This window comes from Priestia sp. YIM B13491, assembly GCF_042787605.1.
Classification (GTDB): Bacteria; Bacillota; Bacilli; order Bacillales; family Bacillaceae_H; genus Priestia; species Priestia megaterium_E.
Genome location: NZ_JBHZOR010000002.1, coordinates 787,761 through 813,237 on the forward strand (window position 1 = coordinate 787,761; position 25,477 = coordinate 813,237).

The following is a 25,477-nucleotide window of genomic DNA, read 5'->3' on the forward strand; positions in this document are numbered from 1 at the left end:
AAAGAATGAGCAATAAAGAAAAATTAACAATTCACCAAACTTCCACTATGATCGCTTTATTAGACGGAGTATTTGACGGTGTTGTCACATACAAGGATTTAGCTAAGAAAGGTGATTTCGGCATCGGTACGTTTAATCAATTGGATGGTGAAATGATTGCCTTTGACGGAGAATTTTATCATATTGCTGATGGAAAAGCCGCACCTATTAGTAAAGATGCAAAAACACCTTTTGCCATTATGACAACCTTTTATGAAGATATCTCTTATCGTGTAGAAAAGGAAATGAATCGTGAACAACTAGAAAGCTTAATGAACGAGCTTATTCCTAGCCCGAATTTATTCTATGCAGTTCGCATTGACGGGAAGTTTAAAGAAGTAAAAACGCGCACGGTTGCAAAGCAAGAGAAGCCCTATCCTTCTATGGTAGATGCGGCTGCTGATCAGCCTACATTTACATCTTCAGATGTAAATGGAACACTAGCAGGTTTTTACACGCCAGAATATTCTTCAGGCATCGGTGTTCCCGGCTACCACCTGCACTTTATTGATGAATATAAAAAAGAAGGGGGACATGTTTTAGATGTCTCCGTTCAGGATGTTACAATTCAAATCTGCAAAAAAACGAAATTAAATCTCAATTTATCGGAAACAAGTGAATTTTTAAATGCTAACTTAGAAGACCATGATGTAGAAGAAGAAATTGCGACCGCTGAATAAACAACGATACTTTTACTGATAAAAAACGCTCATCGTCATGCATGACGATGAGCGTTTTTTATTTAATCGAGTTCAGGCTTCATTTCTAGCACAACACAGAAACCTTCCGCCTATACGTAAAAAGAGCCCGTGTCTTTTAAAACATAGAAAAATGGTGTTTCAGCCTCTTTTAGACATCTAGTCATTCGATCCTTAAAGTTATCTAATTTAATTATATTTTTTGCTTCTTCTAACGTAAAATACCCCACATCTTGCGTTTCACTGGAGACAGAAAATTCCCCGCTAATCGCTTTTCCCTTTAATAAAATAACAGTAGTAGATCGTTTAACATCTTGTTCTACTCCTAGAAAGTTGGTCACTTCAATAACAATTCCAGATTCTTCTTTAACTTCTCGTATACCCGCATCTTTTATCGATTCACCTGCTTCGACAAAACCACCGGGAAATTCCCATCCCCGTCTATGGTTCTTGACTAGAAGCACGTGGTGATCTTGATTTATTACCATAACTGCTACAGCTAATTTTTGATTCAACTTTTTCTCACTCTCCTTTTAGACCGTTAAGATATTGTTCAAGAAGGTGAAGAAATCTTTCTATCTCTCTATATGTGATATCACCAATATTTGCTATTCGAAACGTTTCTAATTTATCAATTTTACCAGGATAAATGGTGAATCCTTGTTTATAAAAAAAATCATGCATAATATCAAAATTATACTTTTTATGGGAAGGCTCGATGATAGAGGTAATAATTTTAGAATGATGTGTTTCAGGAACCAAATAGGTTAACCCAAGCCGAGTAATTCCATCCGTTAAAGTAGTCCATGATTTTGAGTAGCGTTCATATCGTTTCTCAATTCCTTCCCACTGAGTTTCTATAATTGCCTGCTTTAAAGCGTACATAGTCTGAACAGGAGGAGTAAAACGCATTTGTTTGTTCATTTGGAAATATCGATACTGATCATATAAATGAAGATAAAGGTTACGAGGCTTTATTTGCTCCGTTTTTTCTAACCGGGCTTTATTTGCTATAACAAACGACACGCCTGCCATTCCTTGGAGGTTCTTATTTGCACTTGCGGCCAGATAGCTTATATTCATTTTTTGCATGTCAATTGGAACAGCTGCATACGAACTCATTGCATCCACAATCATTTCGATATTTTTCACTGCACAAAGTTTCCCAATTTGTTCAATATCATTAAGAAGCCCTGTGGAAGTTTCACAGTGAACAAGCGCCAGATAAGAAACGTTCGTTGAAATCTTTTTTATAAAAATTTCTAAATCGTTCATATCAATAGCCTGCTCGGCGGAGCTTTTATATTCTAAATAATTCAGTCCATAAATCTCAGCGATTTTACACATTCTTTCACCGTATGGACCATTATTGATAATAACAACCGTACCGTTATCAATTACTGAACTTAAAATCGATTCCACTGCCGCCGTTCCAGATCCGCCGAATAATACCGTAGTATACTTCTCTGGATTCCCCACAAATTTTGTTAGTTCAGCAGAGATAAATTCCATCGTCTCTCCAAATTCTTTTTCTCTCGGGCAAATGTCTTCCACTATTTGAGCATATTTGACGGTATCTGTTGTAGTTGCCGGCCCTGGGTTTAGGAGTATATTTCTCTTAACTGTATGCGGAATACCTTCTCGAGCTTTAATAATCGGATAAACAATAGTAGTTGCTCTTGCCCAGTGATCTTCATCATCCACTTCACACCATGCCAAATTATCCAGTTTATGAACATACACATTTGCTTTTTCGGAAATTTTAACGAGGCCATATTCATAATCGATCGTTTGATTAAACTGAAACAGCGTATTTGCTTCATCACAAAGTCTCTGAAATGTAGCATAAGAGAGTTTGGTTAAACCAACTAGTTCTGCATAGATACTATTCAACTCTTCTTTTTGTTTTGACATATTCTTAAGGTTATTATTTTCATCAGCTTCAATATAAACTTCATCGCCAGCACCGTTCAATTTACTCGCTAGTATGACATCTGATCTCGAATAGTTTACTAATGTTTCCAACGCATTCTTTTCATAAATTACATCTGATTCCAATAGTAAAAAATCTTCTTTAATATAATTTTTAAATTGATACAGCGTAAACAGACTTCCCGTTGTTTCGTATCTAGAATTATAAACACATTTTATTTGAGGATATCTAACCATTAGCTTTTCATATTCTTCTTTCATATATCCTGTTCCAATAAAAATCGTCTTAACTCCTGCTTCTATTAACTTCGAAATGGAATGTTCAATAATCGATTTTTCATCAATCATTAAAAAACCTTTAGGGCGGTTTCCAGCTCTTTTACGAATCCTGCTCCCCATCCCTGCAGCTAGAATAACAGCTGTTTTAATCATCTAAAAACACCTGCAGTCTTTCTCTGACTTCATAAGGCTTCATTTCAGGACGCCCTAGGTTCTTTTTAGATCCTTTCGCTATTTTAAGATATAAAAACGTTAATTTTTTATCACTTTTCCACTGTTTGATATACGTCTCTAACTCATGTAAGTTATGAACATGAATGGAATTTTGATACCCACAGGAAGAAGCAATATCTACAAAATTAATGTTATGAGAGACCGTATGTTGCCCCCCTGTAGAATCATGGGTTTGATTGTCTAAAAGAATGTGTAATAAATTTGCTGGACAGTAGTATCCGTTGGTTGCTAGATTTCCCATGCGCATAAGCAAAGCTCCGTCTCCATCAATTGTAATGATGTTCTTTTCATTTCTGCTCAAAGCTAAGCCTAAACCAATGGAACTAACGCACCCCATAGATCCAACCATATAAAAATTATTTCTTGCGTCTTCTATTTCGTAAAGCTCTCTTCCTGTTTTTCCTGTAGCGGCCAATTGAATAGTATCGTTGTCTTTTAATGAATTAACTACTTGTAATGCCTCATACCTTGAAGGTAACTCATCGGTTGTTATCTGTTCACTTTTCATTTTAGGAGTAACGTTTTTTATTGATTTTTCTAAAAGCTTAACTGGCTCAAACGTTCCTTTTTTTACAATAAAGAAGTAGCTTTCATTATTTTCAACAGCTTGATTAGCCCGCTGTAACTGTTTTTTAACTTCGGCAAAATCAAAAGATAAATATTCCCATTTTATTTTCATCGTATTTAGCAGGGCAGGAGTAATTTCTCCCATTAATTCATGCTGCGGTTCATCTGGACATCCAGGTTCTCCGCGAAAACTGACAAATCCAAGGACAGGAATTTTAAACGGATGAATAAGAGAGGTTAAAGGGGAAACAGCATTTGCTAATCCGGAGTTCTGCATTAAAACAACCGCTTTGTTGCCAGCAATTGATGCCCCAGCAGCAATCGCTACCGCTTCTCCTTCGTTTGCTGCTGCAACATATTCACATTCGTTGATAGCGTAGTTAATAAGATGTTTAAGATAGGAACAAGGAACTCCGCTATAAAATTGAAAACCTAGTTTTTTTAATTGAGTTCCAAATACGGACGTACTAATCATTTTTCCCACCATCTTTTTGAATCTTTGTATACGTTTCGGTATCTATCCATGACCCCATCGTATATTTAACAGCAACCGGGTGAATTAGATTAATATAATTAAAGAAATCAGAAAACGTGAGCTGCGCAAAATCTTTTCTTTGTGCCAGTTCTTCCAAAGCTTTTTTTACAACCTCAGTGCCTTTTCCGGAAACTTTCCAAAGGCCAATGAATTGACCATGAATGTTTTTAGAGTTTGGATTGCACGACATTTGAATCAAGTCTACTGTTTTGGAATACAGCTGCTTGGAATAGGGAAGTTTAGCAGTCACATAAGATGTTTGATTCCCTTTTAACTCATAATCAGCTCCTGCTACGATCGTGATATCGCCACTTTCATGAAGTAACTCCTCAAAAATATGGGTTTTATATACGATGTTACTATCGCTTATTAAAGTAGCCGTTCCTAGCTTATCTCTTGCAGTATAAAGATCATATAATTCTCCTTTATTAGAAAACACATTGTCTTCCATAGCTTTGTTGGAATCTACTTTTATACTATTTGTTACGCCGACTTTTTTTAACTGATTTATCTGCTCAGTTATTAAAGTGTCATTTGCTGATTTCTTTACCAGAATCATAGCGTTCGTGCTATGATTGGCAGAGCTTAAATAAAGTTTCTCTGCGATGTCGAGCTCTTCAGCTTTTTGAAGACGGAAAACTTCCTCAAGCGGAGAGACATTTTTTTCTACGTTAATCAAACTTTTATCGTAATAAATCTGAGCGGACGTTTTTTGCATAGCTGTAATGGAAGATCTTAAGTTATGGTTGGCCCAAATGCTCAAGCTAATTCCTAAATCACTAAATTTATCAGTGGGAACTGAATAATATTTGGTTGGAACAATAATAACCGGAAGCCTGTTTCCCCACTCTTTCATAAAAGCTTCAATCTCTGTCATATCTGACCTTTTACTATGAATCAAAACGGCGTCGGTTCCCGCTTGGCGATAAGCTTCTGCACGTTTTAAAGCTTCCTTCAGCCCCCACCCTGCAATAAAAGCTTCTACACGCGATACCACTACAAAATCTTCGTCATTTTGGCTATCTTTCATTGCTTTAATTTTGCCGCAAAATTCATTAATATCTGCAAGCGGCTGTGCTTCACCTTTAATAAATGAGTTTGTTTTTGGAAACAATTTATCTTCAATACATACGCCTGGAATGTCTCGCTGCTCCAATTTCTTAACTAATCTTCTTGCATTATTAAAATTCCCATAGCCTGTATCACCATCAAGAAGAATTGGAACGGACGTTGCGTCACTCATAAACTCTAAGATGTCTAATACCTGTGTCCATGAAGCCTCGTTATTATCTCTTACACCCAGTGCTGCGGATAAAGACAGGCCACTGGCCCATATCCCTTTGAAACCTGCTTCTTCTACAATCTTTGCAGATAGCGCACTGTGAGCTTCCATAATAAACTCTAGCCGTTTACTTTCTATCAACTCTCTTAGCTGTTTAGTTTTCTTCATGTCTATCCTCCTTTTACTCTTCGTTATCTGGAATAAGTTTATTTCTTAATTCTTTAAAAGTAGGTTTTGTCATAACACGGTGCGTTATTTTTAATAAAATTACTGTATTTTCATTTAAATATGGAGCTAGCACATTGTATACTTCATCACCAGTCTTACAAAAATAGACTTTTTTAGGGTCCATTCCACATTTTAAAGCTCCTGTGCCAATAGCTTTTGCTTCATCTCCTACTACAACTAGAATGTCAATTTTGGATTCCGCTGCTTTTTTTCCCATATCTTCATATTGTTTAATTGCATAAGGTCCTTCTCCTAGCTGGGGCATGTAACCTAATAAAGCGATAGACTGTTTCTCTTTTGACATATCACTAAGAACTCCAAGAGCTGTAGCCATCGATAAAGGTGAAGAGTTCCATGTATCATTAATTACCGTACATTCATTCATTCCTCTTTTAAATTCCAAATGTTCTTCTACTTGTTCAAATAAGCTAAGTCTTTGTATGGCAACGGAAATATCAACGCCCACATAAAATACTGCAGCAATGGCAGCCAGTGCATTATACACATTATGTTCACCATATCCAGGAATAAAGGCATCGTATTCTTTGTTTTGGTACTTTAAAGTAAAAGCCATTCCTCCCTTAGCATATTTAATATCTTTTGCTTGAAATTGGGAACTATCATTTTTACCTATATATACAACATTTTGAAGATGCTTTACATCAAGCACTCTCTTAATATTTTCGTCATCTGCGTTTAAAATCAAAATGCCGCTATTTGGATCTAAGCCTTCTACAATTTCGGCTTTTGCTTTCATATATTCTTCAGGTGTTTCACAATCAGCAAGATGGTGCACGCCTATATTTAATAGAATTCGTATTTGTGGCTGAAAGTAGCGACACGCAACTTTTAAATATCCTGGATAAGCGACCGGCATTTCAAAAACAGCTACTTCTGTCGTATCATCAATACCTGTTAAATAACGTAGATTTACAGACATAGAATTCATACTCATCCACGTAGCTTTCACTTTATAATCTTCAATTAATATTTGTCGGATCATCTCTTTCGTGGTCGTTTTTCCACAAGTTCCTGTAACACCAATAACAGGAAGATCAAAAAGCCCTCGGTAGTATTCGATAAATTTCCAATAAGCCTCTTCTAATTGATCTGTTTTAACAAGAATAATATTTCCCTCTAAGTTCGTGCACAGCTCAGGGTGATCTGTTATCACGACAATTGAATGATTTTCTTTCCAATACTTCCCTCTAATCGGTTCTCTATCTAAATGAAAGATGAGTGTATGATCCTCTATATCTTTTTTAGCGTAGTTTATAGCATGTTTAATAATAGGATTTCCTGATCCATAACAAAGGTCTCCCCCCGTTTGTTTGAGAATTTCATTCAATGTGAAGTGCTTCATGTTAAATCCTCCTTTTCTTCTTCGTAACCAGCCAGTGAAGACGCATAATTGAGCAGACGAATCCCCGCCAAAGTACGTAGCTTGTAGGCTCTAATTTGTGAGAATAGACTATCTGGTTTTGCATTTATTTCAAGTAACTTTATGGAACCGTACTGATCTATACATAAATCTACCGCCAGCTCCCCAAAAGGACCTACTTTCTCCTCTACTGTTGCAACAATATTTTTAGATATTTTAGCTAATTGGTTTATAATGAGCCTTCTGTCTGTTGGATCAGGATATAAACTGTTTAATATTTTACTGAGGCGCATATTCGTTTCAGAATCTTCCGTTAGCACATCTTCACCGGTGAGACGCGCAACCATACCCGTTCGAAGCCAAATTTGCTTTTCATTTTTTTGCATATAAACCCGTATTTCTAAATTTTTATCTTTATGCTGTTTTCTGCGAATTCCTTCTTGAACAAGATAAGGATTGTTTTTCATCAAAGGAGTGAGCAAAGTAAATAATTCTTTCATATTACTGAATTGATGCAGCTCCTTTTTATTAAGATCAAACCAAAAGATGCCTGTTGGTCGGCGAACGATGCGCATGACTCCTTTACTTAAGGCCCCGCCAAGCGGTTTTAAATAAACTTCTCCGTAGCTATCAAGCATTTCTGCAATGTCAGCAGAGTTTTGTACGAGACGTGACTCTGGAAGAAATTCTTCATATTCTTTCATAAGAAGTTCATACGTTGCCCACTTATCTCCCGTAAGCTGAAACAAGTTTGAAGAATTAACAAAAGGAATTTTATAAATCGCCTGAAGTTTTGCTCTTACTTCATCTATTAAAATATTTTTTCTACCATCTATGAAATAACGGTCATAAATAACAGCAGGAAAAGGAAAGAGCCCTTCACCGTTAATGGCTGTTCCTTTAACCAATTTTTTCTCCCAATCAATATCTTCGGGTTCAAACACATATACAAGCATTCGCTTTTCATTTGCTAAGCGACATAGATGATGGAAATAAGTTGTTTGTCTTTCAAAAGGACGGTTAGCAAGAATGCCAATGATAGGACCTAAAGTTATGATGCCTTCTGAAGCTGATAGCTTGGGGCACCAATCTTTTGGGAGAGATAGTTTATCACGGAGAGATTTAGAGAGTTGAACCATATTTGGATGGCGAAATGAAAAAGGATAAGAATGCACAGTTGCAGTTGATATTGCCTTTCCTGCACTAACAATCGTAGACTGCCCCTCTTTAAGGCCGTATTTTAAACGGAGCTTTTTGGGAATTTGGATAATATGTCCGCGGTCATAGATTTCTTTAGAAATCTTTGTATTCCAATTTCTGCGAATATCATTTGATTCATCACAAGGAATTTCTTTTTCTATCATTTCAAATAGAAAAGATAGTTCATTTTGATAGTGTGGATAGCTGGATGTTTTCATAAGATTGCCCTTGATATGTTTCCACATTTGTTTAAGAAAGATTTTATTTCCTTGATAGTAGGCACGCTGCGTAAGTGGATGAAATAAAAATTCGCTTTTTAATTCATGATGATGGGTAGCAACTAGCTGAGCAAGAGCTAAAGTGGAGAGAGTAATTCTAGGGTCGATAATCCAAGAGCTTAAAGTTAAATACTCAAATCCATACGGTTTCTCACGATAGCGTCCAAGACCTCCATGGTTCGTTTTCCGTCTGAGTTTAGCAGTCTTAGATTCTTCTATCAGCGCTACGGGAATAGCCAGATAGTGATCAAGAGCTCTTAATAAGGATAAAGAAAGCGGGATGCCAAAATGAATGTGTCCTCCACATTGGTATCCAGAAAAAGGCATGCTGCCTGCCAGAAAATGAACATTTTCATAAGGTACCTGTGCAGATGCTTTTTCTATTAATTTTTGGATATTCTGGAATAGTTCTGTTGATGAATTCGCTTTTTCAGGCCTAACTTCTACTAATGGATACTCACCGCTATCTTGTTCTATTTGCCTTTCATCACAGCCTACCGCACCTTCAAGAGAAAAAAAAGTAGAAGCTGGTAGAAGTTCCCCGTCACAGCTTAACATAAACTCAACATCAGCACCCATGCTAAAAGGGATAGTAGGCTTTAGTGGATTTTCTATCCACTCACTTTCTGATGAGTTAATATCTGTGACAATACACTCTCCACTTTCTAATATCCCCATTTTGACAAAGCCGCTTTTAGCTCCTGTTACATAAAGCGCTCTAATGGCTATGCTTACCAACGTTTCCGGTACATCCATGCCGTTTATCTGTTCTAATTTCCAGCCGAAGGCTTTTGTTCGAATGGGTATTTCATTAAATACAACGTGTTCGCTAGTAACTACTTGTACTGATTTTACACTCAGTCCTTCCACTTCTAGGAAATATTCTTTGTCTATTGCATACATTTTCGTAAAATAATCATATCCTTCATATATTGCTTGATCCTTTGTATTTACGATAACAACATCTCTTCCGCTGTGATGACCATACTTCCTCCCTATCACTGGATATGAACAGGTTTTGGGGTCAACTAATTCAACAGATGGTACATTATTCAGATTAAGAGTTTGCAACGTCATTTCTTTATCAGATAATATCCCTAACTCTTCTTTCATTGGATCCATTTTAAAGCCTCCTAATTAGAACTTTCTATCTTATTTTGCTACTTTAATGCCCTATAACAATAATCAGCTACTCACATAGTATGTAACTATACAAAATACTCCTGTACATTTATCTATTTATTTCCACCATCTCTAAAAACTTTTTATGTATTTACTTAACACGTGTAATAATTCACCGATTTTATTTTTACTGCATTTATTATAGAAAGGATAGATTTCAAACGATATAAAAGGAGAAATAGTCAATGGCATTAAAATTCATTCATGGAAACTACTTAAAATATAACAAAGGAACTGGTTTTATAAGCTGTCACGTAGACGCCCTTCATGCCGAACCACCCGCTGCTGATTTATTTACGGATAAAATCGTAGAGAATGTAGTAAAGAAAACAGGATGTGCTGGAATTATTAGTACGGTTTCCCGAACCGTAGCAGATTTAAATAGAAATCTAAATAAAACGAACTATGAGGGGATACAAGAATATAGAAGCACAATCCAAGAAATTATCAAATCTTTGAAGATAATAGATAGCAATAATGGCCTTCTAACACCCTATTTGCATTTATCTTTTCATGGACTGAAGGACACACATTACGGGCCCCATGCAATTGAAGTAGGAACCTTATATGGACAATCTTGCTCAAAGGAAGTTAAGGATTGGTTTCAACAAGTTCTGACTAAAAAATCCGAAAATTCGTTTCCAAAAATCCATGTAATATTTGATAATAAATTTATTGGAAACGAATCAATTGCTTTTCACAGACAAGGTGACAATAGGAACTATACAGGCTACAGCCATAATTTTAATACGTTTCAAATTGAATTATCCCGAACTCTGCGCAGCAAACATAGATCTGCTATAACAAATATATTTTCCGAGATTATTCATGACTTTCAACAAACATTCGTCGCTACGTAGTTTTTAGGAATCTTTTCCGTCTACTATTTCTTTTATATATTTAGGTAAAACAAATGATGCGCGGACAATTTCAGGATCAACATATTGAGTATGTGTATGCTGCAGCTTCGTCAAATCGGCCTGAAGAGGATCCATTTTTTTAGAAGCAATCGTAAAACTCCAAATGCCGCATGGGAAAAGAGGTATCGTCACTAAATATGTGCGGACAATTGGAAACAGTTCCTTTAAATTTTTAACTGTTCCTTGTAGCGTGGAAGTATTGTAATAAGGAGATCCCGATTGAAAAACAACTACGCCATCATCTTTAAGGCTATTGTAGACATATTGATAAAAATCAGGTTGAAATAATTTTTTTCCAGGTCCAACAGGGTCAGGTCGGTCAATGATAAGAACATCATAAACTCCCTTTTGTTCTTGAATCCACTCTATTCCATCTCGATGTATCATATTGAGCCTCGTTTCACCATCATAACAAGAAGCCGGAGTTAGCCATGTGCGGCATATTTCTGTAACTTTTGGATCAATTTCGACTACATCGATTTGTTGAATTCCGTCATACTTCATTGCCTCTCGTGCAGGACCACAATCCCCTCCGCCAATCATCGCGACTTTTTTAGGATTTGAATGCGTTATAATCGGCACATGGCTAATCATTTCATTATAAATAAATCCTTCTCCTGTTGAAATTTGTGGAGTACCATCTAGCACCAACATTTTCCCATACCATTTTGTATCCACAATACTGATTTGTTGATAGGAAGATTGCTCATAGTGAAGCAGACTTTTTACTTTATACCCCATTTTTACTCTAGCCTGTCCAACATAACTCCATATCCAGAGAACTCCATAATCATCCTTTTTATAACCTGAAAGAGGATGCTTTTCTGTCACTTTTTCCACCTTCTATTTCAAAAATTTGTGTTCTATATAAAATATGAATTTTTTTTGATTTGGCTATAATTCGATAGCACAAATTTATAGGTGCTGACTCTATTAATCTCTTCTAATTTCAATTTTCCTTCCATTCTTTCGACAATATTTCTACTTACTGTTCTTTTAAAGCTTTTTAACCGTTTCTTCATCAGCACTTAGATAGAGTGTAAGTTATCTCTCCACTTTTATCTGCGTCCGTTCTTCAGCAAAAGTACGGAAGAAAACCTAACACAGAATGATACATAAAAAAGAAAGCGTAGTATCATAATTACCATATTGCAACAGCTTTACGCTGCATATAAAAAAGGAGGTTTTTAAGTAATGTTTTCTAAACGGCCTTTATCTGTACTTCTTATCTCGACTTTATCTATGATTATTGCTTTTTCAGTATGGTCTGTCTTCGCACCTATCGCTGCAGATATTCAAGTGATGTATTCATTAACCAATGCTGAAAAAAGTATCTTAATTGCCACTCCCGTCTTATTAGGTTCTCTTATGCGAATTCCGATGGGGATTTTAACAGATCGCTTCGGAGGAAGAAAAGTGTATTCTTTGACGATGCTGGCTCTTCTACTCCCTACCGTTTGTGCAGGCTTTACTCATTCTTATACCATGCTGCTCTTTTGGGCATTTTTTATTGGCATGGCCGGAACAACCTTTGCTATTTCCATTACATATGTCTCTAAATGGTATTCACCTCAAAAGCAAGGTTTTATTTTAGGAATTGCCGGGATGGGCAACTTAGGATCGGCGGTAGCAAGCTTTAGTATTCCACTTATCTTTTCTTCTTTTGGCTTGCCTTGGGTATTTTGGAGTTTAGCAATTGCGGTAGCCTTAATGGCTCTTTTATTATGGGTAGGAACTTCAGACCACCCTTCTGCTGCTTCCCCCAAAACGCTGCAGGAATCTTTATCGGTATTAAAATTTAAAGAAACGTGGTTTTTATCCGTTTTCTATTTTTTAACATTTGGTGGGTTTGTAACGTTCAGCATCTATCTTCCTACCATTTTGCATGATCAATTTAATGCTTCAACTGTAGACAGTGGGCTGAAAACAGCTGTATTTGTCGTACTAGCAACGTTTGTACGGCCTCTTGGAGGATATTTATCGGATGTATTCGGAGCAAAAAAAGTACTTACCTTCGTCTTTACCGGAATGCTACTAATAGGGTTATTTATTGCATTTACCATCACTGCCTTCTCCCTATTTAGCGTAGGTTGCTTACTTGCAGCCATTACTCTTGGTATCGGAAATGGAGCTGTTTTTAAAATGGTTCCATCTGTTTCAACAGGAAATATTGGAGCTGTTACCGGGATCGTAGGAGCATTCGGAGGAATAGGCGGCTTTTTCCCTCCTATTGTGCTAGGCTTTATAAAAGATACAAGCGGAGATTACGTTGTCGGTTTTTCTTTACTAGCGCTTTTTGCCCTATTCTGTCTCTTACTAAATTATTCTGGATTCAAAAAACAAGATGTACGTATTAACCAAAAGCACCTTGCCTGATTCCATTCAAAAAGCCTCTTTTTTCAAGAGGCTTTTTGCATCAGCATTTTTAATAGCTGCTTCTTTTTACAGAAGGGCTAATCTTCACAGCACTTACTTTAAACCCTGGCATCTTACAGGCGGGATCTAATTTTTCAGAAACAAGATTATTAACATTTTGAGAATCCGCCCAGTGAAAAGGAACAAATACGGTATCTGGCCGAATGCCCTCTGAAAATTTGCTTCTTACCACAATCCTTCCATATGAAGATTCAATTTGTACTAATTCTTGATTCGAAATTTCATATTTTTTCGCTGTTGAAGGGTGGATTTCCATAAAAGATTCGAAATTTCTAGCAGATAAAGACGCACTTTTTCGCGTTTGTACACCCGTTAAATAGTGCGACATCACTCTTCCCGTTGTTAAATAGAGAGGATATTTTTCCGTTATTTTTGCTTTAGGTACAATAGCTTGATTCGAGACAGGGACCATCATCGCTTTTCCATCACTATGAGCAAAACGCGTTTCAAACAGGCGCTCGGTTCCTTTATCTGTTAAGCTTCTGCATGGCCATAAAATTCCTTTTTCCTCTCGTAATCGTTCGTACGTAATACCGGAGTAATCAGCGATCCCTCCTTTACTTGCCATTCGCAGTTCATTAAATATTTCTTCAGCTGATGAAAACGAAAAATATTCCTCTTTCCCTAAAACTTTAGCAATTTCACATAGTATTTCCCAGTCGTGTTTGATTTCGCCGCGGCATGGAAAGCTAGCTTCGCGTAATGTAACTCTTCCCTCTACATTTGTCATGGTTCCTTCATCTTCCAAGTAGGAAGATGCTGGTAAGATCAAGTTTGCTAATTTTGCCGTTTCTGATTCAAACATATCTGCTACCACTAGAAATTCAAGCTTTTCAAAAGCCTTCTTAACAAAATTAGCGTTTGGATTTGAAACTGTTGGATTTGAACACATCAAAAACAGCCCTTTAATTTCACCGTCATGAATTTTTTCAATCATCTCATATGCAGAAACACCTTTTCTAGGAAGATCTTTCTCCTCTATGTTCCACACATCTGCTATATAAATCCGGTGCTCATGATTTTCGATTGAACGGTAGCCTGGAAGCTGATCCGCTTTTTGACCATGCTCTCGGGCTCCCTGCCCATTTCCTTGACCGGTAATGGCCCCATATCCGCAGCGAGGTTTACCGATTTTCCCAACGGAAAGTAGAATATTCAAAAAATTTCGCACCGCAGCACTTCCGTCTGTTTGCTGCTCTACCCCTCTAGCAGTAAAAATCATTCCCGTTTTTCTTTGACCAAACATACGGGCAGCTTGATACATCTCTTCACGTGGCACTCCCGTTATTTCTTCAATGATATTAAATTCTAAAGACGCCACATATTGAATTACTTCTTCAAATCCATTGACACGTTCTTGTAGAAATCGTTCATCTAGATAATCTTCTTCGATAAGGACCTTCAAGATTCCATTGGCTAATGCCGCGTCGCTCCCCGGTTTAAGTTTCAAGTGTAAATCAGCTATTTTAGTTGTAGCGGTTTCTCTTGGATCAATTGCAATAATAAAAGCTCCGTTTTCTTTTGCTTTCTCAAAATAAGGCATAATCGTTGGCTGACATTCCGCAATATTTGTTCCAGCTAACATAATACATTCAGTAAACGGAATCTCTTGCAAGCTATTTGTAAATCCTCGGTCCATGCCAAATGTTTTACTAGCAGCAGAAGCAGCAGCCGACATACATAAGCGTCCATTGTAATCAATATACTTTGTCTTTAACGCAACTCGAGCGAATTTCCCTAATAAATAAGCTTCTTCATTTGTAATAGAGGCACTTCCATAAACACCTAGCGCATCTGCTCCATTCTTCTCTTGAATCTCTGTAACATTTTCTTTAATATAGTGAAGAGCTTCTTTCCAAGAAATCTTTACAAACTCTCCTTTTACTTTTAATAAAGGATATTGAATGCGATCTTTATGCAAAGGATGCTGATGCGCATTCATTCCTTTGATACATAACCTTCCTTGAGAAGTAGGGTTGTCTGTTCCAATTGTTTTATACGTTTTCCTTTTTACATGTGTTTGTTCAACTAACTGCATTTTGCACTGCATGCTGCAGTAAGGACACTGAGTATTATAGATACGCTCGGTTTCAACTTGCTTTTGCTGCTCACGAAAATATTTCAATAGCATCTCAGTCAACGTAGATCACCCTTCTTTCCTATAATAAATATGTGATTGCACGAGAGCGTTCTGAGCTGAGCTGCTTCATTAAATACTCTCGATTGTCTACCTCAAACAAAACTTCTCTGACATGAACAATTCCCACTCGTTCGATCCAGGTCCCGACAGTTTCTAAATAGTTCCCCGTTTCACGGTAATATTGAATCAAAGAACAGCTGATTTCTACTGCTTCTTCGTTTGTTTCGGCCACATAAAACAGCTCGCCGCTTCTAGCTTCTGCGCTGCTCCCGCCGGCATATATTTCCCATCCTCTGTCTATTCTTCTTAATCCTATATCACTTGTTGTTACATTCTCTGCAATGTGAGAACACGAAGCAATACTGATTTTGATATCACATGGAGTCTTTACATATTCAAGCTGTTTATCTAATTCATTTGATAAAGCAAGAGCAGGTTCATACTGACAAATACACGTTCCTTTTCCTATATAAACAGATACATTTTTAACTGTACGTTCATATAGCTGCTGAAGTCCTCTATCTATTTCCTCCCTTACCAACGGAAGATATTCTTTTTTCACTCCAATGAGTTGAATGCGCTGATCATTTGTTAAACGAATAGTAGAGATGTTGTACTTTTCAGCTACATTTGCTAGGTTTCTTAATTCCTGTACATTTGTCAGACCACCGTGAATTTGCGGTACCACTGAGTAAGTCCCGTCATGAAGCAAAACGGCCTGTTCATTCTCGGTAATAAATAAAGAATGTGGATCGCTTTCATGATGAGGATTCATCATTTCTAAATAGTAATGAAGACCGCCTTCACATAACGAGCAGCCTTTTATGTCTTCAAATTTCAACACTTCCCTCACTTGCTGAACCGTTTCAAATTGATATCGCTGCATCTCTCTTACCAGCTCATCTTCTGATAAGTGTGTACACGCACAAAAAGCCTTTTCTTCAATAACTTCATCAAACTCATCGCTTTGAATATATGTTAAAAGATCTGTTACAAGAGGTTTACATCCTCCGCATGAACCTGAAGCTTTTGTACAATTTTTGATTTCATCTACTGTCGTTAAATCATTTTTCTGGACAGCTTCAATAATAGCTCCCTTTGTTACACCGTTACAGTTGCATACGATATCTGGAAGTGACATGGAAGCTACTGCATTTTCTTTTTCATGTTGAAAAGGAAATAACTGTACTTTTTCTGCTTGTGATAAATCCTTTTTTTCACTAATCATTTTTGATAGCTTTACAGCATCACTGGTATCTCCAAAAAGAACAGCTCCCACTATTTTCCCTTCGCGAAAAACAACTTTTTTGTATATGCCATCTAGCATATTCGAAATCGTAATAGCTTTTGCACCTTGATTTTCCTTGAACTCTCCGACTGAGTACACGTCTATTCCTGATATTTTCAGCTGAGTGGAAAGAACAGAACCTTGATAACCTTCGCTTTTTATTTGGCAAAGGGTGCGCGCTAAAACTTTTCCTTGTTCGTAAAGAGGCGCAACAAGACCGTATGTCATCCCTCGATGTTCAGCGCATTCACCTACTGCATAGATATCTGGAATGCTCGTTTCCAAATAATCGTTTACGATAATTGCTCTATTTGTTTCTATTCCGCTTTTTTTAGCTAGATTAACATTTGGCCTCACTCCTGTAGCCATTACAACTAAATCAGCTGCAATTTTACTGTTATCATCAAACCGGATGCCTCCTACTCGGCTTTCCCCTATAACCTCATCCGTACGTTTGTTTAATAGAAAACTCATGCCTTGCTGTTCCAATTCTTCTCTTAACATATTAGATGCTGCTTTGTCTAACTGTCGTTCCATTAAGAAACCCGAATGATGAATAACTTGAACATCCATTCCTAAATTCAATAGCCCACTAGCAGCTTCCAGTCCTAACAGGCCTCCTCCAATAACCGCTGCTTTTTTATACTGTTTGGAAATTTCAATCATTTTTTGACAGTCTTCAATGGTACGAAAACCGAGAACACCTTCTTTTTCAAGCCCTTTAACGGGGAGCATATACGGGCTCGAGCCAGTAGCAAGAATAAGCTTGTCGTACCTCGTCTCTCTGTTTTTATCTGTTTTTATTATTTTTCTCTTGGTGTCTATGTGCGTAACGCTTTCTCCTTTGAATAAAGTGACATTATTTTCCTTATACCATACCAAAGAATGAATATTGATATCTTCAAGCTTTGTACTGCCTTGTAAAACGGTTGATAATAAAATTCGATTATAGTTAACGTGAGGCTCACTTCCAAAAACAGTAATATCAAAACAATCTGGAGAATGAATAAGAATTTCTTCAATACAGCGCATTCCCGCCATTCCATTTCCGATTAATATCAACTTTTGTTTCGTCATATAAAAACCTCCAACACATAGATTCAGACCGTAAAATATACATTTTTTATTATTTCATAAACTTCTCTAAAAGAAATGAACCTTGTTATAACTTCTAACATTAAAATCTGTTTAAAGCGTAGGAGTACGCCGATACCATTCGTTGAAAGCAAGCTCTTATATAGAAGATTAATATACTTTAAAAAGGGGTAGAAAAAAGGATGCTATGCTTATATCACCTTTCCCTACGCCTTATAAGTAATCTATATAAAATTTTATTATCTTCTTTTTGCCTACTATTTATTTATTTTGAAATCAATTATGATAAAAGAAAGAGTCTGAATTGGAGGTTTAAAACATGTCAATAACCGTTCACGCCACTCAGTGGATTCATTTTCAAATTAAATTGTATAACCTTCATTCCAAAACGAGATCGCTTAAAGATCAAAAACTAGAATTACCTCTGCCAGAATTCCATCAAAACCTGATCATATTTACATCTGCAGCTCATCATGGCCTTACGTTTGGATATCAAGCCATTCAATGGGATACACCCTATACTTCCTTTCCGATTTACATAGAGCATCAGTCTATTCCATGGTCCACTTTAGAACAACGTTCCCATAAGCACATAACCGAACATATTACAGCTATTTTCTTAGAGACAATGTTTTATAGACAAAGTCAATTCAAACAATGTCAATTTTGTTTTGAATTTATCATTCCTGAGAGTCTTTTTGACCATACAACCTGTCAAAACTGCGCATCACGACATTTTGGAGTGGTGTATTAATTAACAAACAAAAGCCTGAAGGAGTCAGAAAATCTCTGACTCCTTCAGGCTTTTGTTACATGACTAGCTGAACAAAAAGTGGAATAACGGCAACTGTGACGACGCCTACAATAACAACTGCAATACTTGCCATGGCTGCCTCTACTTCTCCCATTTCAATCCCTACGGCTACTCCTAGCGCATGTCCAGAAGTGCCAAGAGCTAATCCTTTCGAAATTGGATTCTTCACCTTGAATACTTTTAAAAATAAAGCGCCCAGCGCATATACGATGACTGCATTAAAAATAACAGCAAAGGAAGTAATAGCAGGAATACCTCCAATATCTTGAGACAATGGCAGCGCAATCGCTGTTGTAGCTGCTTGTGGAAGCATTGATTTCATCACGACTTCATCCATATGAATACCTTTCGCAATCGCAAAAATAATCGCTACCGAACAAATTGATCCTACCGCAATAGAAGAAAGGATTTGCCACCAGTACTTTTTTAATTTATCAGCTTGTTTATATAAAGGGATGGCAAAAGCAATCGTTGCTGGTTCTAAAAAGAAGCTGATAATTTTTCCGCCGCTACTGTACTCCTCATAAGAAAAGTGACCAATTTTCAAAAAAGCAATCCCAAGTACCATTGCCACAAATAAAGGAGTAAATAAGAAAAACCCTTTTGACTTTTTAAATAAATACGTTCCAATACCGTACGCAGCTAAAGAAACCACGATTCCAAAATACGGATTCATCTTTCCAACCACCTTGTCTCTTTATAATTGATATTAAGCAATGTCCTGTTTTTTTGTTTTTTCACTCATAGCTACATCTTTTATTTCTTCTTTTGCTTTATTATCTTTTGTCATGCCAAGTATAAGCTGTGAAAATAAGCCTGTAACGCCTAACAAAATAATCGTTGCCACGATGATAACTAAACAAATTTGAATGCCGTACTGCTGCATAACACCTAATGAATTCATAACAGAAATACCTGCTGGTACAAATAAAAATCCGATCAAAGAAGTTAAAGCCGTTCCCAGTGATTCAACTTGCTCTAGTTTAATAATCTTCAAGCATAGTGCAAGAAATAACAGCACAAGTCCAATGACTGAAGCAGGCATTGGAAAAGGCAAATGCTCTGCAATAAAATCTGAAATCAACATAATTACGGAAAAAATAAATGCTTGTGTTAAAAAGCCATACACTTTTTTAGCACTCATTTCTTTCACCTCTCTCTGTTTGTTGACTTCATTATATAAAATGAAAACACATTAGAAAGCGTTTTCAAATCAAAGAGTCGAATATTTGTGCTCACTTACAAAAATCGAGCCTTGAAATGCAAAAAACAGCCTGCTAAAATGCATACGCAAGCTGCTTTCTCCTTAAATTCCTAAACGCTTCTTCAATTCTTTAGCATATGTACGGCTGACAGGAACTCGCTCATCGTTTTTCATCACTAAATTATACGTAGAATTAAACCATGGCTGTACCTCGGAAATATGATGTACGTTGACGATATAACCGCGGTGCACACGACTAAACGACTGAGAAGGGAGCTTTTTTTCTAGCATAGCCAGCGTATCAGCAGTATGATAGGATTCGGTTATAGTCTGAATGGTGACTTCTCCTTCTATTAACCCTACAAACAAGATGTCCTCTATATTTACTAACACAATCGAATCGTCTACAGAAATCGCTAACTTTCCAGTTTGAGAAGAAGACTCTCCTATCAATTCTTCTTCTTTCAAAGCGGGATGAGGAACACGCATTTTTTTATATTTATGAATGGCCTGCACCACTCTTTCTTCATCAAAAGGCTTCAAAATGTAATCAATTGCATCTACTTCAAAGGCTTGTAAAGCGTACTGATCGTACGCAGTTGCAAATATAATAGCTGGCGGATTTTTCATTTTTTTAAGCCTTTTAGCAATATCAAAACCGCTGTCATCTGACAGTTGTATATCTAAAAATAATAAATCCGGCTTTTCATCCATCATTTTATCCAACGCTTCTTCGATACTTTCAGCTTCTTCAATGAAGCCTACTTCTTTCGTTCGATGTAATAAATATTTTAATTCATCTCGTGCTAACATTTCATCATCTACTATTAGTACTCGCAGCATATTACATACCCTCGCTTTTTAATTCCATTGGTATAACAAACGAAACCGCTGTTCCTTCTGTTACGTCAAACTCCAGCGTTGTTTCTTTTCCAAATAATCCGTGCAAACGTTGTTTAATATTGTAAAGAGCCGTCCCCGTTCCTTTTTCTGAAAAAACGGGCTGATTGCCAAGCATTTGTAATCTTTGTGTGTCTATACCTTGTCCATTGTCTTTTACCTTTACGTATACATATTTATCTTTTGTCTTAATATGAACTTCTACGCGACAGTGCTTTTGTTTACGCGGAAAGGCGTGCCGAATGGCATTTTCCACAAGCACTTGAAGAATAAATGGCGGAAGCAAGACATCATCTAGCCCTTCTTCAATATACATGTCAATTTCGTATTTATTAGGGAACCTGGCTTGTTCCAGCGATAAGTACGCGTGAACATGATCAAGCTCTTTTGATAACGGAATCAACAGCTGCCTTGCACCTTGCAAATTGGAACGAAAATAAATGCTTAGCTGCAAAAGCAGCTTTCTGGCTTTTTCTACGTCCTGTCTGCACAGCGCCGATATCGTATTAATGGCATTAAATAAAAAATGAGGATTCACCTGAGCCTGTAAAGCTTTAATCTCCGCATCTTTTAGCAATTTACTTCGAAGCTCTGCTTCGCCGAGCTCTAGCTGAGTTGAAAAAAGTTTAGCTAATCCTTCTGCCAGCTCTTCCTCCACTCGGCTTAACCCGCTCGCATCTTTAAAGTACATTTTTAGTGTTCCAATGGTAGTACCGTGAGAAGTAAGCGGCATCACAATGGCGGCATGAAGCGGACAGTCTTTATGCTGACAATCAATTTGTTCTCTCGATTTTGCTTTCATAATTTTTCCTGTCTTCAGCACTTCGTGAGACAGCCCGGTAATCAAACTATGCGAAGGAACGTGATGATCAATTCCTTCCCCTACATGAGCTAAAATTTTGTGCGTATCAGTTAGGGAAACAGCATCCGTACCTGTGAAGCGATGAATAATATTTGCAACATTTTCACATGATTCACTAGTAAGACCCTGACGAAAATGTGGAAGAGTTTGATCCGCGATTAATAATACTTTGTGTGTCTGAAGCGCTCTCATTTGTTCCTCTTGCCGTAAAATGGACTGAATAATAGATAAGAAAATATAGCTTCCTGTGCCATTTACAATAATCATTGGAATAGCAATAATACTCACTAGCGTCCATGCCGAATCAAACGGTTTAGCAAATAATAAAATAATCAGCATCTGAAGCGTTTCCATCGCTATGCCTACAAGTGCAGCAAAGCGCGGTGTAATCGTTCGATGTTTTTTCCGGTAGGCATAGCCGATATATCCAGTTAACACCCCTGCTAAAACGGATGAAACTGCACAGCTAAACGCCGTACTCCCTCCTAACATAAAGCGATGAACGCCAGCAAGTAGTCCTACTCCTAAACCAACAAAAGGACCGCCAAGCAGACCGCCCATTTCCACACCCATAATTCGTGTATTTGCAATCGAGCTTGATGGATCTACTTTTAATAATAAGTCTTCATTGCGAATAATTGTTCCTTGAATTTCAATTCCCGTGTAGTTACTAATAATGCTAAAAAGAGAAAAAATAAAAATAAGTACTGCTTTTCCTTTATACCCTTGCTGTTTGCGGAGAAATTGCCGAAAAACTTTTGTATGTGCCAGCAAAAAACCTAAGATGACAATAACTCCGACTCGTTCTACCATCATAATTAATAAATGAATCATTTCTAGCCACCCTTTGCTGTCTGTTTCTATCTTATATTGTTACACTGATGCTGCTAGAAATCTAGCTTTACAAATAGAAAAAAAGCTGTGCGAATACGTACTGTATTCACACAGCTTGAATTTATGCTTGAACAGGTTTAAAAAATTGAGGCAAGTAATCTTTATGAGCTTCTAGCATCTCATCTACAATTTGCTTAGCTAGTTTATCAGAAGCCACAAGCGGATTAATGGTTAATGCTAAAATAGCTTTATCATAATCTCCGGTCACTGCTGCTTCAGCTGCAATCCGTTCAAATGACTTAATTGTTTGAACAAGACCTCTGACAGGTACAGGAAGGTCGCCGACTGAAATTGGCTTCGGTCCATCTTTTGTAATGATACAGCTTACTTCTACGGCAGAATCAGCAGGAATGCTTGCTATGGCACCATTATTAATAGTGTTTACAGGCTGAATATCGCCTTTATCCGTGTAAATGGATGTAATCAATCGAACGGCTGCATCACTATAATAGGCTCCGCCGCGCTGTTCTAATTGAGGCGGTTTAATGTCTAGATTAGGATCTTTATACAGTTCGAACAGCTCTTTTTCTAACTGTTTTACGACTTCTGCTCTGGTTTCACCTTTTTCATAATTAACGAGCTCTTTTTCTACCATTTCACGCGTTTTATAATAGTACATGTGATATGGACAAGTTAACGCATTTAGGGCTTTTGTAAATTCTGGCTCCCATCCAAGTCCCGCTACATTTTTCACAAAGCTGCTGTTAGTTGGATCACTTAGTAAATCAATAACTTGATCTTTGACGCTTACGCCATCTACATACACATCTAATCCGTAGACCATGTGATTTAAACCAGCAAAATCAATTCGAATGCGAGAGTGATCTACATCAAGTAGCTTAGCAATGCCCATTTCCATTCCAATTGGTACATTACAAAGTCCTACAATCTTTTTAATGTTACTATAGCGGAGCACAGCTTCTGTTACCATACCTGCAGGATTTGTGAAGTTAATCAGCCAAGCTTCTGGACATAACTCTTCAATGTCACGGCAGATATCTAAAATAACCGGAATTGTACGAAGTCCTTTAAATAACCCGCCCGGTCCGTTTGTCTCTTGACCAAGCACCCCGTATTTAAGCGGTATTCTTTCATCTTTTGCTCGGGCGTCTAACAAGCCAACACGAAATTGAGTCGTTACGAAATCCGCATCTTTTAATGCTTCTCTTCGATCTAACGTTAAATGAACACTAATTGGAAAACCTGATTTTTTCACCATTCGCTTCGCTAAATTCCCAACAATCTCTAGCTTTTCTTTTCCTTCTTCGACGTCTACTAGCCACAGTTCTCGAACTGGAAGTTCATCATATCGTTTAATAAATCCTTCTATTAGTTCAGGCGTATAGCTTGAACCGCCGCCAATCGTTACAATCTTAATACCTTTTGTCATAGTGTAATCCCCCCGGAAATTTTGATTGCTTCATATAAATCTACAAATTCAGTAGCCATTTCTTTTACCGTCATCGCATTCATTAAATGATCTTGAGCATGAATCATGAGCAGAGAAATTTCTGTGCTTTCTCCTCTAATTTCACCTTGAATTAACGACGTTTGGATATGATGAGCGGCATTTAATTCTTCTGCAGCTTGTGTAAGCTTTTCACGTGCTTCTAAAAAATCTCCTCTTTTAGCAGCCGCTATCGCTTCCATTGCTGAACTTCTGCCGTTTCCACCGTGTAAGATTAATTTAAAGATATATTCTTGAATGCTTTCCATCCTTTATCCCTCCTCACACAATATCTTTCTTTGTATCACTTGGTACCTCTTCAGCTGCAGGCTGTATACCATTTTCTTCAGTGAATTTTTGTTTATCCCACATTCTAAAGAAAGGATAGTAGATGCAAACAGAGATTCCGATATTAATAGCTTGCATAACTGCACCCGATAATTTCCCTCCTGTTGCCAAATAGCCAGAAATAATTGGAGGCATAGTCCAAGGAACCGCAATACCTGCTGGTTTTGCTACCAGTCCTGTCGACATCGCAATATAGGTTGCTACTACCGTTACAAGAGGGGTAATAATAAACGGAATAAGCATCATTGGATTCATCACCATCGGAAGTCCAAAGATGATCGGCTCATTGATATTAAAAAGAGCTGGTCCTATCCCTAACTTACCAAGCTGCTTCATTTGTTGACTGCGTGCTTTTAAAATCATAGCTACAACTAGAGCTAACGTTGCTCCGCTGCCTCCGATATTGATCCAAATATCAAAGAACTGCTGTGTAAAAATATTTGGTAATGCTTCATGATTAGCAAATGCAATTCGATTTTCATCCATAGCTCCATACCAAATGGGAGCCATAATTCCACCGACAATATTTGCTCCATGAAGTCCACAAGACCACATGAGCATAATAACAAGCTCGGCAACTAGCGTACCCCCTAAACTGCCGCCTAGCACACCTAAAGGCTTTCCAAGCAATTCTCCAACGATATTATGCAGACTTCCAAAATGAGTTTGTTCTACTAACAAACGTAAAATCCAAATAAATGCTATTACCGTAAAGCCAGGAATAAGAGCAGCAAACGATTTTCCAACAGCGGGAGGAACTCCATCAGGCATCTTGATGACAAAGTCTTTTTGAATAAACCACCTGTAAATTTCCGTAGAGAGAATCGCGACAATCATTGCTACAAAGAGTCCTTTACTTCCCATTAAAGCGGTTGGAATTCCGCCGTCTACTAAAATAGCTTCTTTGGCTCCACTTGGGAGAAAGGACACTTTATACGGAGTAGCAAGTAAAAAAGCAGCAAGTGAAATAGCCCCTGCGGACAAAGCATCTACTCCGTATTTTTCAGCTAACCGATAGGCTATTCCGAAACAAGCAAGCAGCGCCATAATATCGAATGTAGCTCCAACTGGGTAGGCCATTTTCGTTGCCCATTCTTTTCCGAAAATCCCTGCCATAAAGTCGTTGTAACCTGGTATCGGTAAATTCGACAGTATTAAAAATACTGAACCGATAATAATGAGCGGCATTGTCAGAACAATACCGTCTCGAAGTGCTTGTAAATGGCGTTGACCCGCCATTTTCCCCGCGATAGGCATTACTTTGCTTTCAAGCATACTATTAAATTTGCTCATG

The 25,477-nt window shown here is 37.4% G+C and carries 20 protein-coding genes; 4 read left to right on the forward strand and 16 right to left on the reverse strand.

The features are described from left to right. Window positions 1-5 precede the first annotated feature (5 nt). A complete protein-coding gene (gene budA / locus ACFX4E_RS10010; protein WP_060744847.1) occupies window positions 6-719 on the forward strand; it encodes an acetolactate decarboxylase in 714 nt (237 codons plus the stop codon). Between the two features lie 110 nt (window positions 720-829). Here the strand turns inward: budA and ACFX4E_RS10015 are convergent, their stop codons facing one another. Genes ACFX4E_RS10015 through ACFX4E_RS10040 form a run of 6 tightly spaced genes read right to left on the reverse strand, consistent with a single transcriptional unit; the run spans window position 830 to window position 9,775 of the window. Further along, window positions 830-1,252 (reverse strand): NUDIX hydrolase, encoded by a 423-nt coding sequence (locus tag ACFX4E_RS10015; RefSeq protein WP_377258317.1) that lies wholly within the window; start codon window positions 1,250-1,252, stop codon window positions 830-832. Between the two features lie 7 nt (window positions 1,253-1,259). Further along, complete coding sequence (locus ACFX4E_RS10020; protein WP_377258320.1) at window positions 1,260-3,101, reverse strand: 2-aminoethylphosphonate aminotransferase; 1,842 nt, start codon at window positions 3,099-3,101, stop codon at window positions 1,260-1,262. Beyond that, complete coding sequence (aepY, locus tag ACFX4E_RS10025; protein WP_063670581.1) at window positions 3,094-4,224, reverse strand: phosphonopyruvate decarboxylase; 1,131 nt, start codon at window positions 4,222-4,224, stop codon at window positions 3,094-3,096. The genes ACFX4E_RS10020 and aepY overlap by 8 nt, the downstream gene beginning before the upstream one ends. Next, window positions 4,217-5,734 carry a phosphoenolpyruvate mutase gene (aepX, locus tag ACFX4E_RS10030; protein WP_377258323.1) on the reverse strand — a complete coding sequence of 506 codons (1,518 nt, stop codon included), beginning with the start codon at window positions 5,732-5,734 and terminating at the stop codon, window positions 4,217-4,219. Before aepX ends, aepY begins: the two co-directional genes overlap by 8 nt. Window positions 5,735-5,747: 13 nt before the next feature. Next, a complete protein-coding gene (locus tag ACFX4E_RS10035) occupies window positions 5,748-7,157 on the reverse strand; it encodes a Mur ligase family protein (protein ID WP_028407524.1) in 1,410 nt (469 codons plus the stop codon). Next, window positions 7,154-9,775: a putative amidoligase domain-containing protein gene (locus ACFX4E_RS10040; RefSeq protein WP_377258326.1), complete on the reverse strand. Its 2,622-nt coding sequence runs from the start codon at window positions 9,773-9,775 to the stop codon at window positions 7,154-7,156. The genes ACFX4E_RS10035 and ACFX4E_RS10040 overlap by 4 nt, the downstream gene beginning before the upstream one ends. A gap of 245 nt (window positions 9,776-10,020) precedes the next feature. Here ACFX4E_RS10040 and ACFX4E_RS10045 point away from each other — a divergent pair, with 245 nt between their 5' ends. Continuing rightward, on the forward strand, window positions 10,021-10,695 hold the full coding sequence (locus tag ACFX4E_RS10045) for a hypothetical protein (protein WP_377258329.1): 675 nt from the start codon (window positions 10,021-10,023) through the stop codon (window positions 10,693-10,695). Window positions 10,696-10,698: 3 nt separating this feature from the next. Here ACFX4E_RS10045 and speE read toward each other — a convergent pair whose 3' ends face one another. Next, a complete protein-coding gene (gene speE, locus ACFX4E_RS10050) occupies window positions 10,699-11,586 on the reverse strand; it encodes a polyamine aminopropyltransferase (protein WP_028407521.1) in 888 nt (295 codons plus the stop codon). Between the two features lie 363 nt (window positions 11,587-11,949). On the opposite strand from speE, the gene ACFX4E_RS10055 reads away from it, so the two are divergent. Then, complete coding sequence (locus ACFX4E_RS10055) at window positions 11,950-13,131, forward strand: MFS transporter (protein ID WP_028407520.1); 1,182 nt, start codon at window positions 11,950-11,952, stop codon at window positions 13,129-13,131. Between the two features lie 49 nt (window positions 13,132-13,180). Here the strand turns inward: ACFX4E_RS10055 and nasC are convergent, their stop codons facing one another. Beyond that, window positions 13,181-15,331: an assimilatory nitrate reductase catalytic subunit NasC gene (gene nasC / locus ACFX4E_RS10060; RefSeq protein ID WP_263034574.1), complete on the reverse strand. Its 2,151-nt coding sequence runs from the start codon at window positions 15,329-15,331 to the stop codon at window positions 13,181-13,183. Window positions 15,332-15,350: 19 nt separating this feature from the next. Further along, the gene (nirB, locus tag ACFX4E_RS10065; RefSeq protein WP_377258332.1) at window positions 15,351-17,696 is read right to left on the reverse strand and encodes a nitrite reductase large subunit NirB; all 2,346 of its coding nucleotides are present in this window, start codon (window positions 17,694-17,696) and stop codon (window positions 15,351-15,353) included. 337 nt (window positions 17,697-18,033) lie between these two features. Between nirB and ACFX4E_RS10070 the strand changes: the two genes are divergently transcribed. Beyond that, window positions 18,034-18,468: a hypothetical protein gene (locus ACFX4E_RS10070; protein ID WP_050689328.1), complete on the forward strand. Its 435-nt coding sequence runs from the start codon at window positions 18,034-18,036 to the stop codon at window positions 18,466-18,468. A 55-nt stretch (window positions 18,469-18,523) separates the two neighbouring features. Here ACFX4E_RS10070 and lrgB read toward each other — a convergent pair whose 3' ends face one another. The 7 genes from lrgB to celB form a co-directional block, all read right to left on the reverse strand. Then, window positions 18,524-19,204, reverse strand: a complete 681-nt coding sequence (lrgB, locus tag ACFX4E_RS10075; protein ID WP_050689329.1) for an antiholin-like protein LrgB — start codon at window positions 19,202-19,204, stop codon at window positions 18,524-18,526. A 33-nt stretch (window positions 19,205-19,237) separates the two neighbouring features. Beyond that, window positions 19,238-19,672, reverse strand: coding sequence for an antiholin-like murein hydrolase modulator LrgA (lrgA, locus tag ACFX4E_RS10080; RefSeq protein WP_098332487.1), 435 nt, complete (start codon window positions 19,670-19,672; stop codon window positions 19,238-19,240). Window positions 19,673-19,834: 162 nt separating this feature from the next. Continuing rightward, a complete protein-coding gene (locus ACFX4E_RS10085; RefSeq protein ID WP_377258335.1) occupies window positions 19,835-20,575 on the reverse strand; it encodes a LytR/AlgR family response regulator transcription factor in 741 nt (246 codons plus the stop codon). A 1-nt stretch (window position 20,576) separates the two neighbouring features. Continuing rightward, window positions 20,577-22,328 (reverse strand): sensor histidine kinase, encoded by a 1,752-nt coding sequence (locus ACFX4E_RS10090; protein WP_217598971.1) that lies wholly within the window; start codon window positions 22,326-22,328, stop codon window positions 20,577-20,579. Window positions 22,329-22,449: 121 nt separating this feature from the next. Continuing rightward, window positions 22,450-23,778 carry a 6-phospho-beta-glucosidase gene (locus ACFX4E_RS10095; RefSeq protein WP_377258338.1) on the reverse strand — a complete coding sequence of 443 codons (1,329 nt, stop codon included), beginning with the start codon at window positions 23,776-23,778 and terminating at the stop codon, window positions 22,450-22,452. Next, the gene (locus ACFX4E_RS10100; protein WP_028407512.1) at window positions 23,775-24,104 is read right to left on the reverse strand and encodes a PTS lactose/cellobiose transporter subunit IIA; all 330 of its coding nucleotides are present in this window, start codon (window positions 24,102-24,104) and stop codon (window positions 23,775-23,777) included. Before ACFX4E_RS10100 ends, ACFX4E_RS10095 begins: the two co-directional genes overlap by 4 nt. A 13-nt stretch (window positions 24,105-24,117) precedes the next feature. Next, window positions 24,118-25,476 (reverse strand): PTS cellobiose transporter subunit IIC, encoded by a 1,359-nt coding sequence (celB, locus tag ACFX4E_RS10105; protein ID WP_028407511.1) that lies wholly within the window; start codon window positions 25,474-25,476, stop codon window positions 24,118-24,120. Window position 25,477 lies beyond the last annotated feature (1 nt).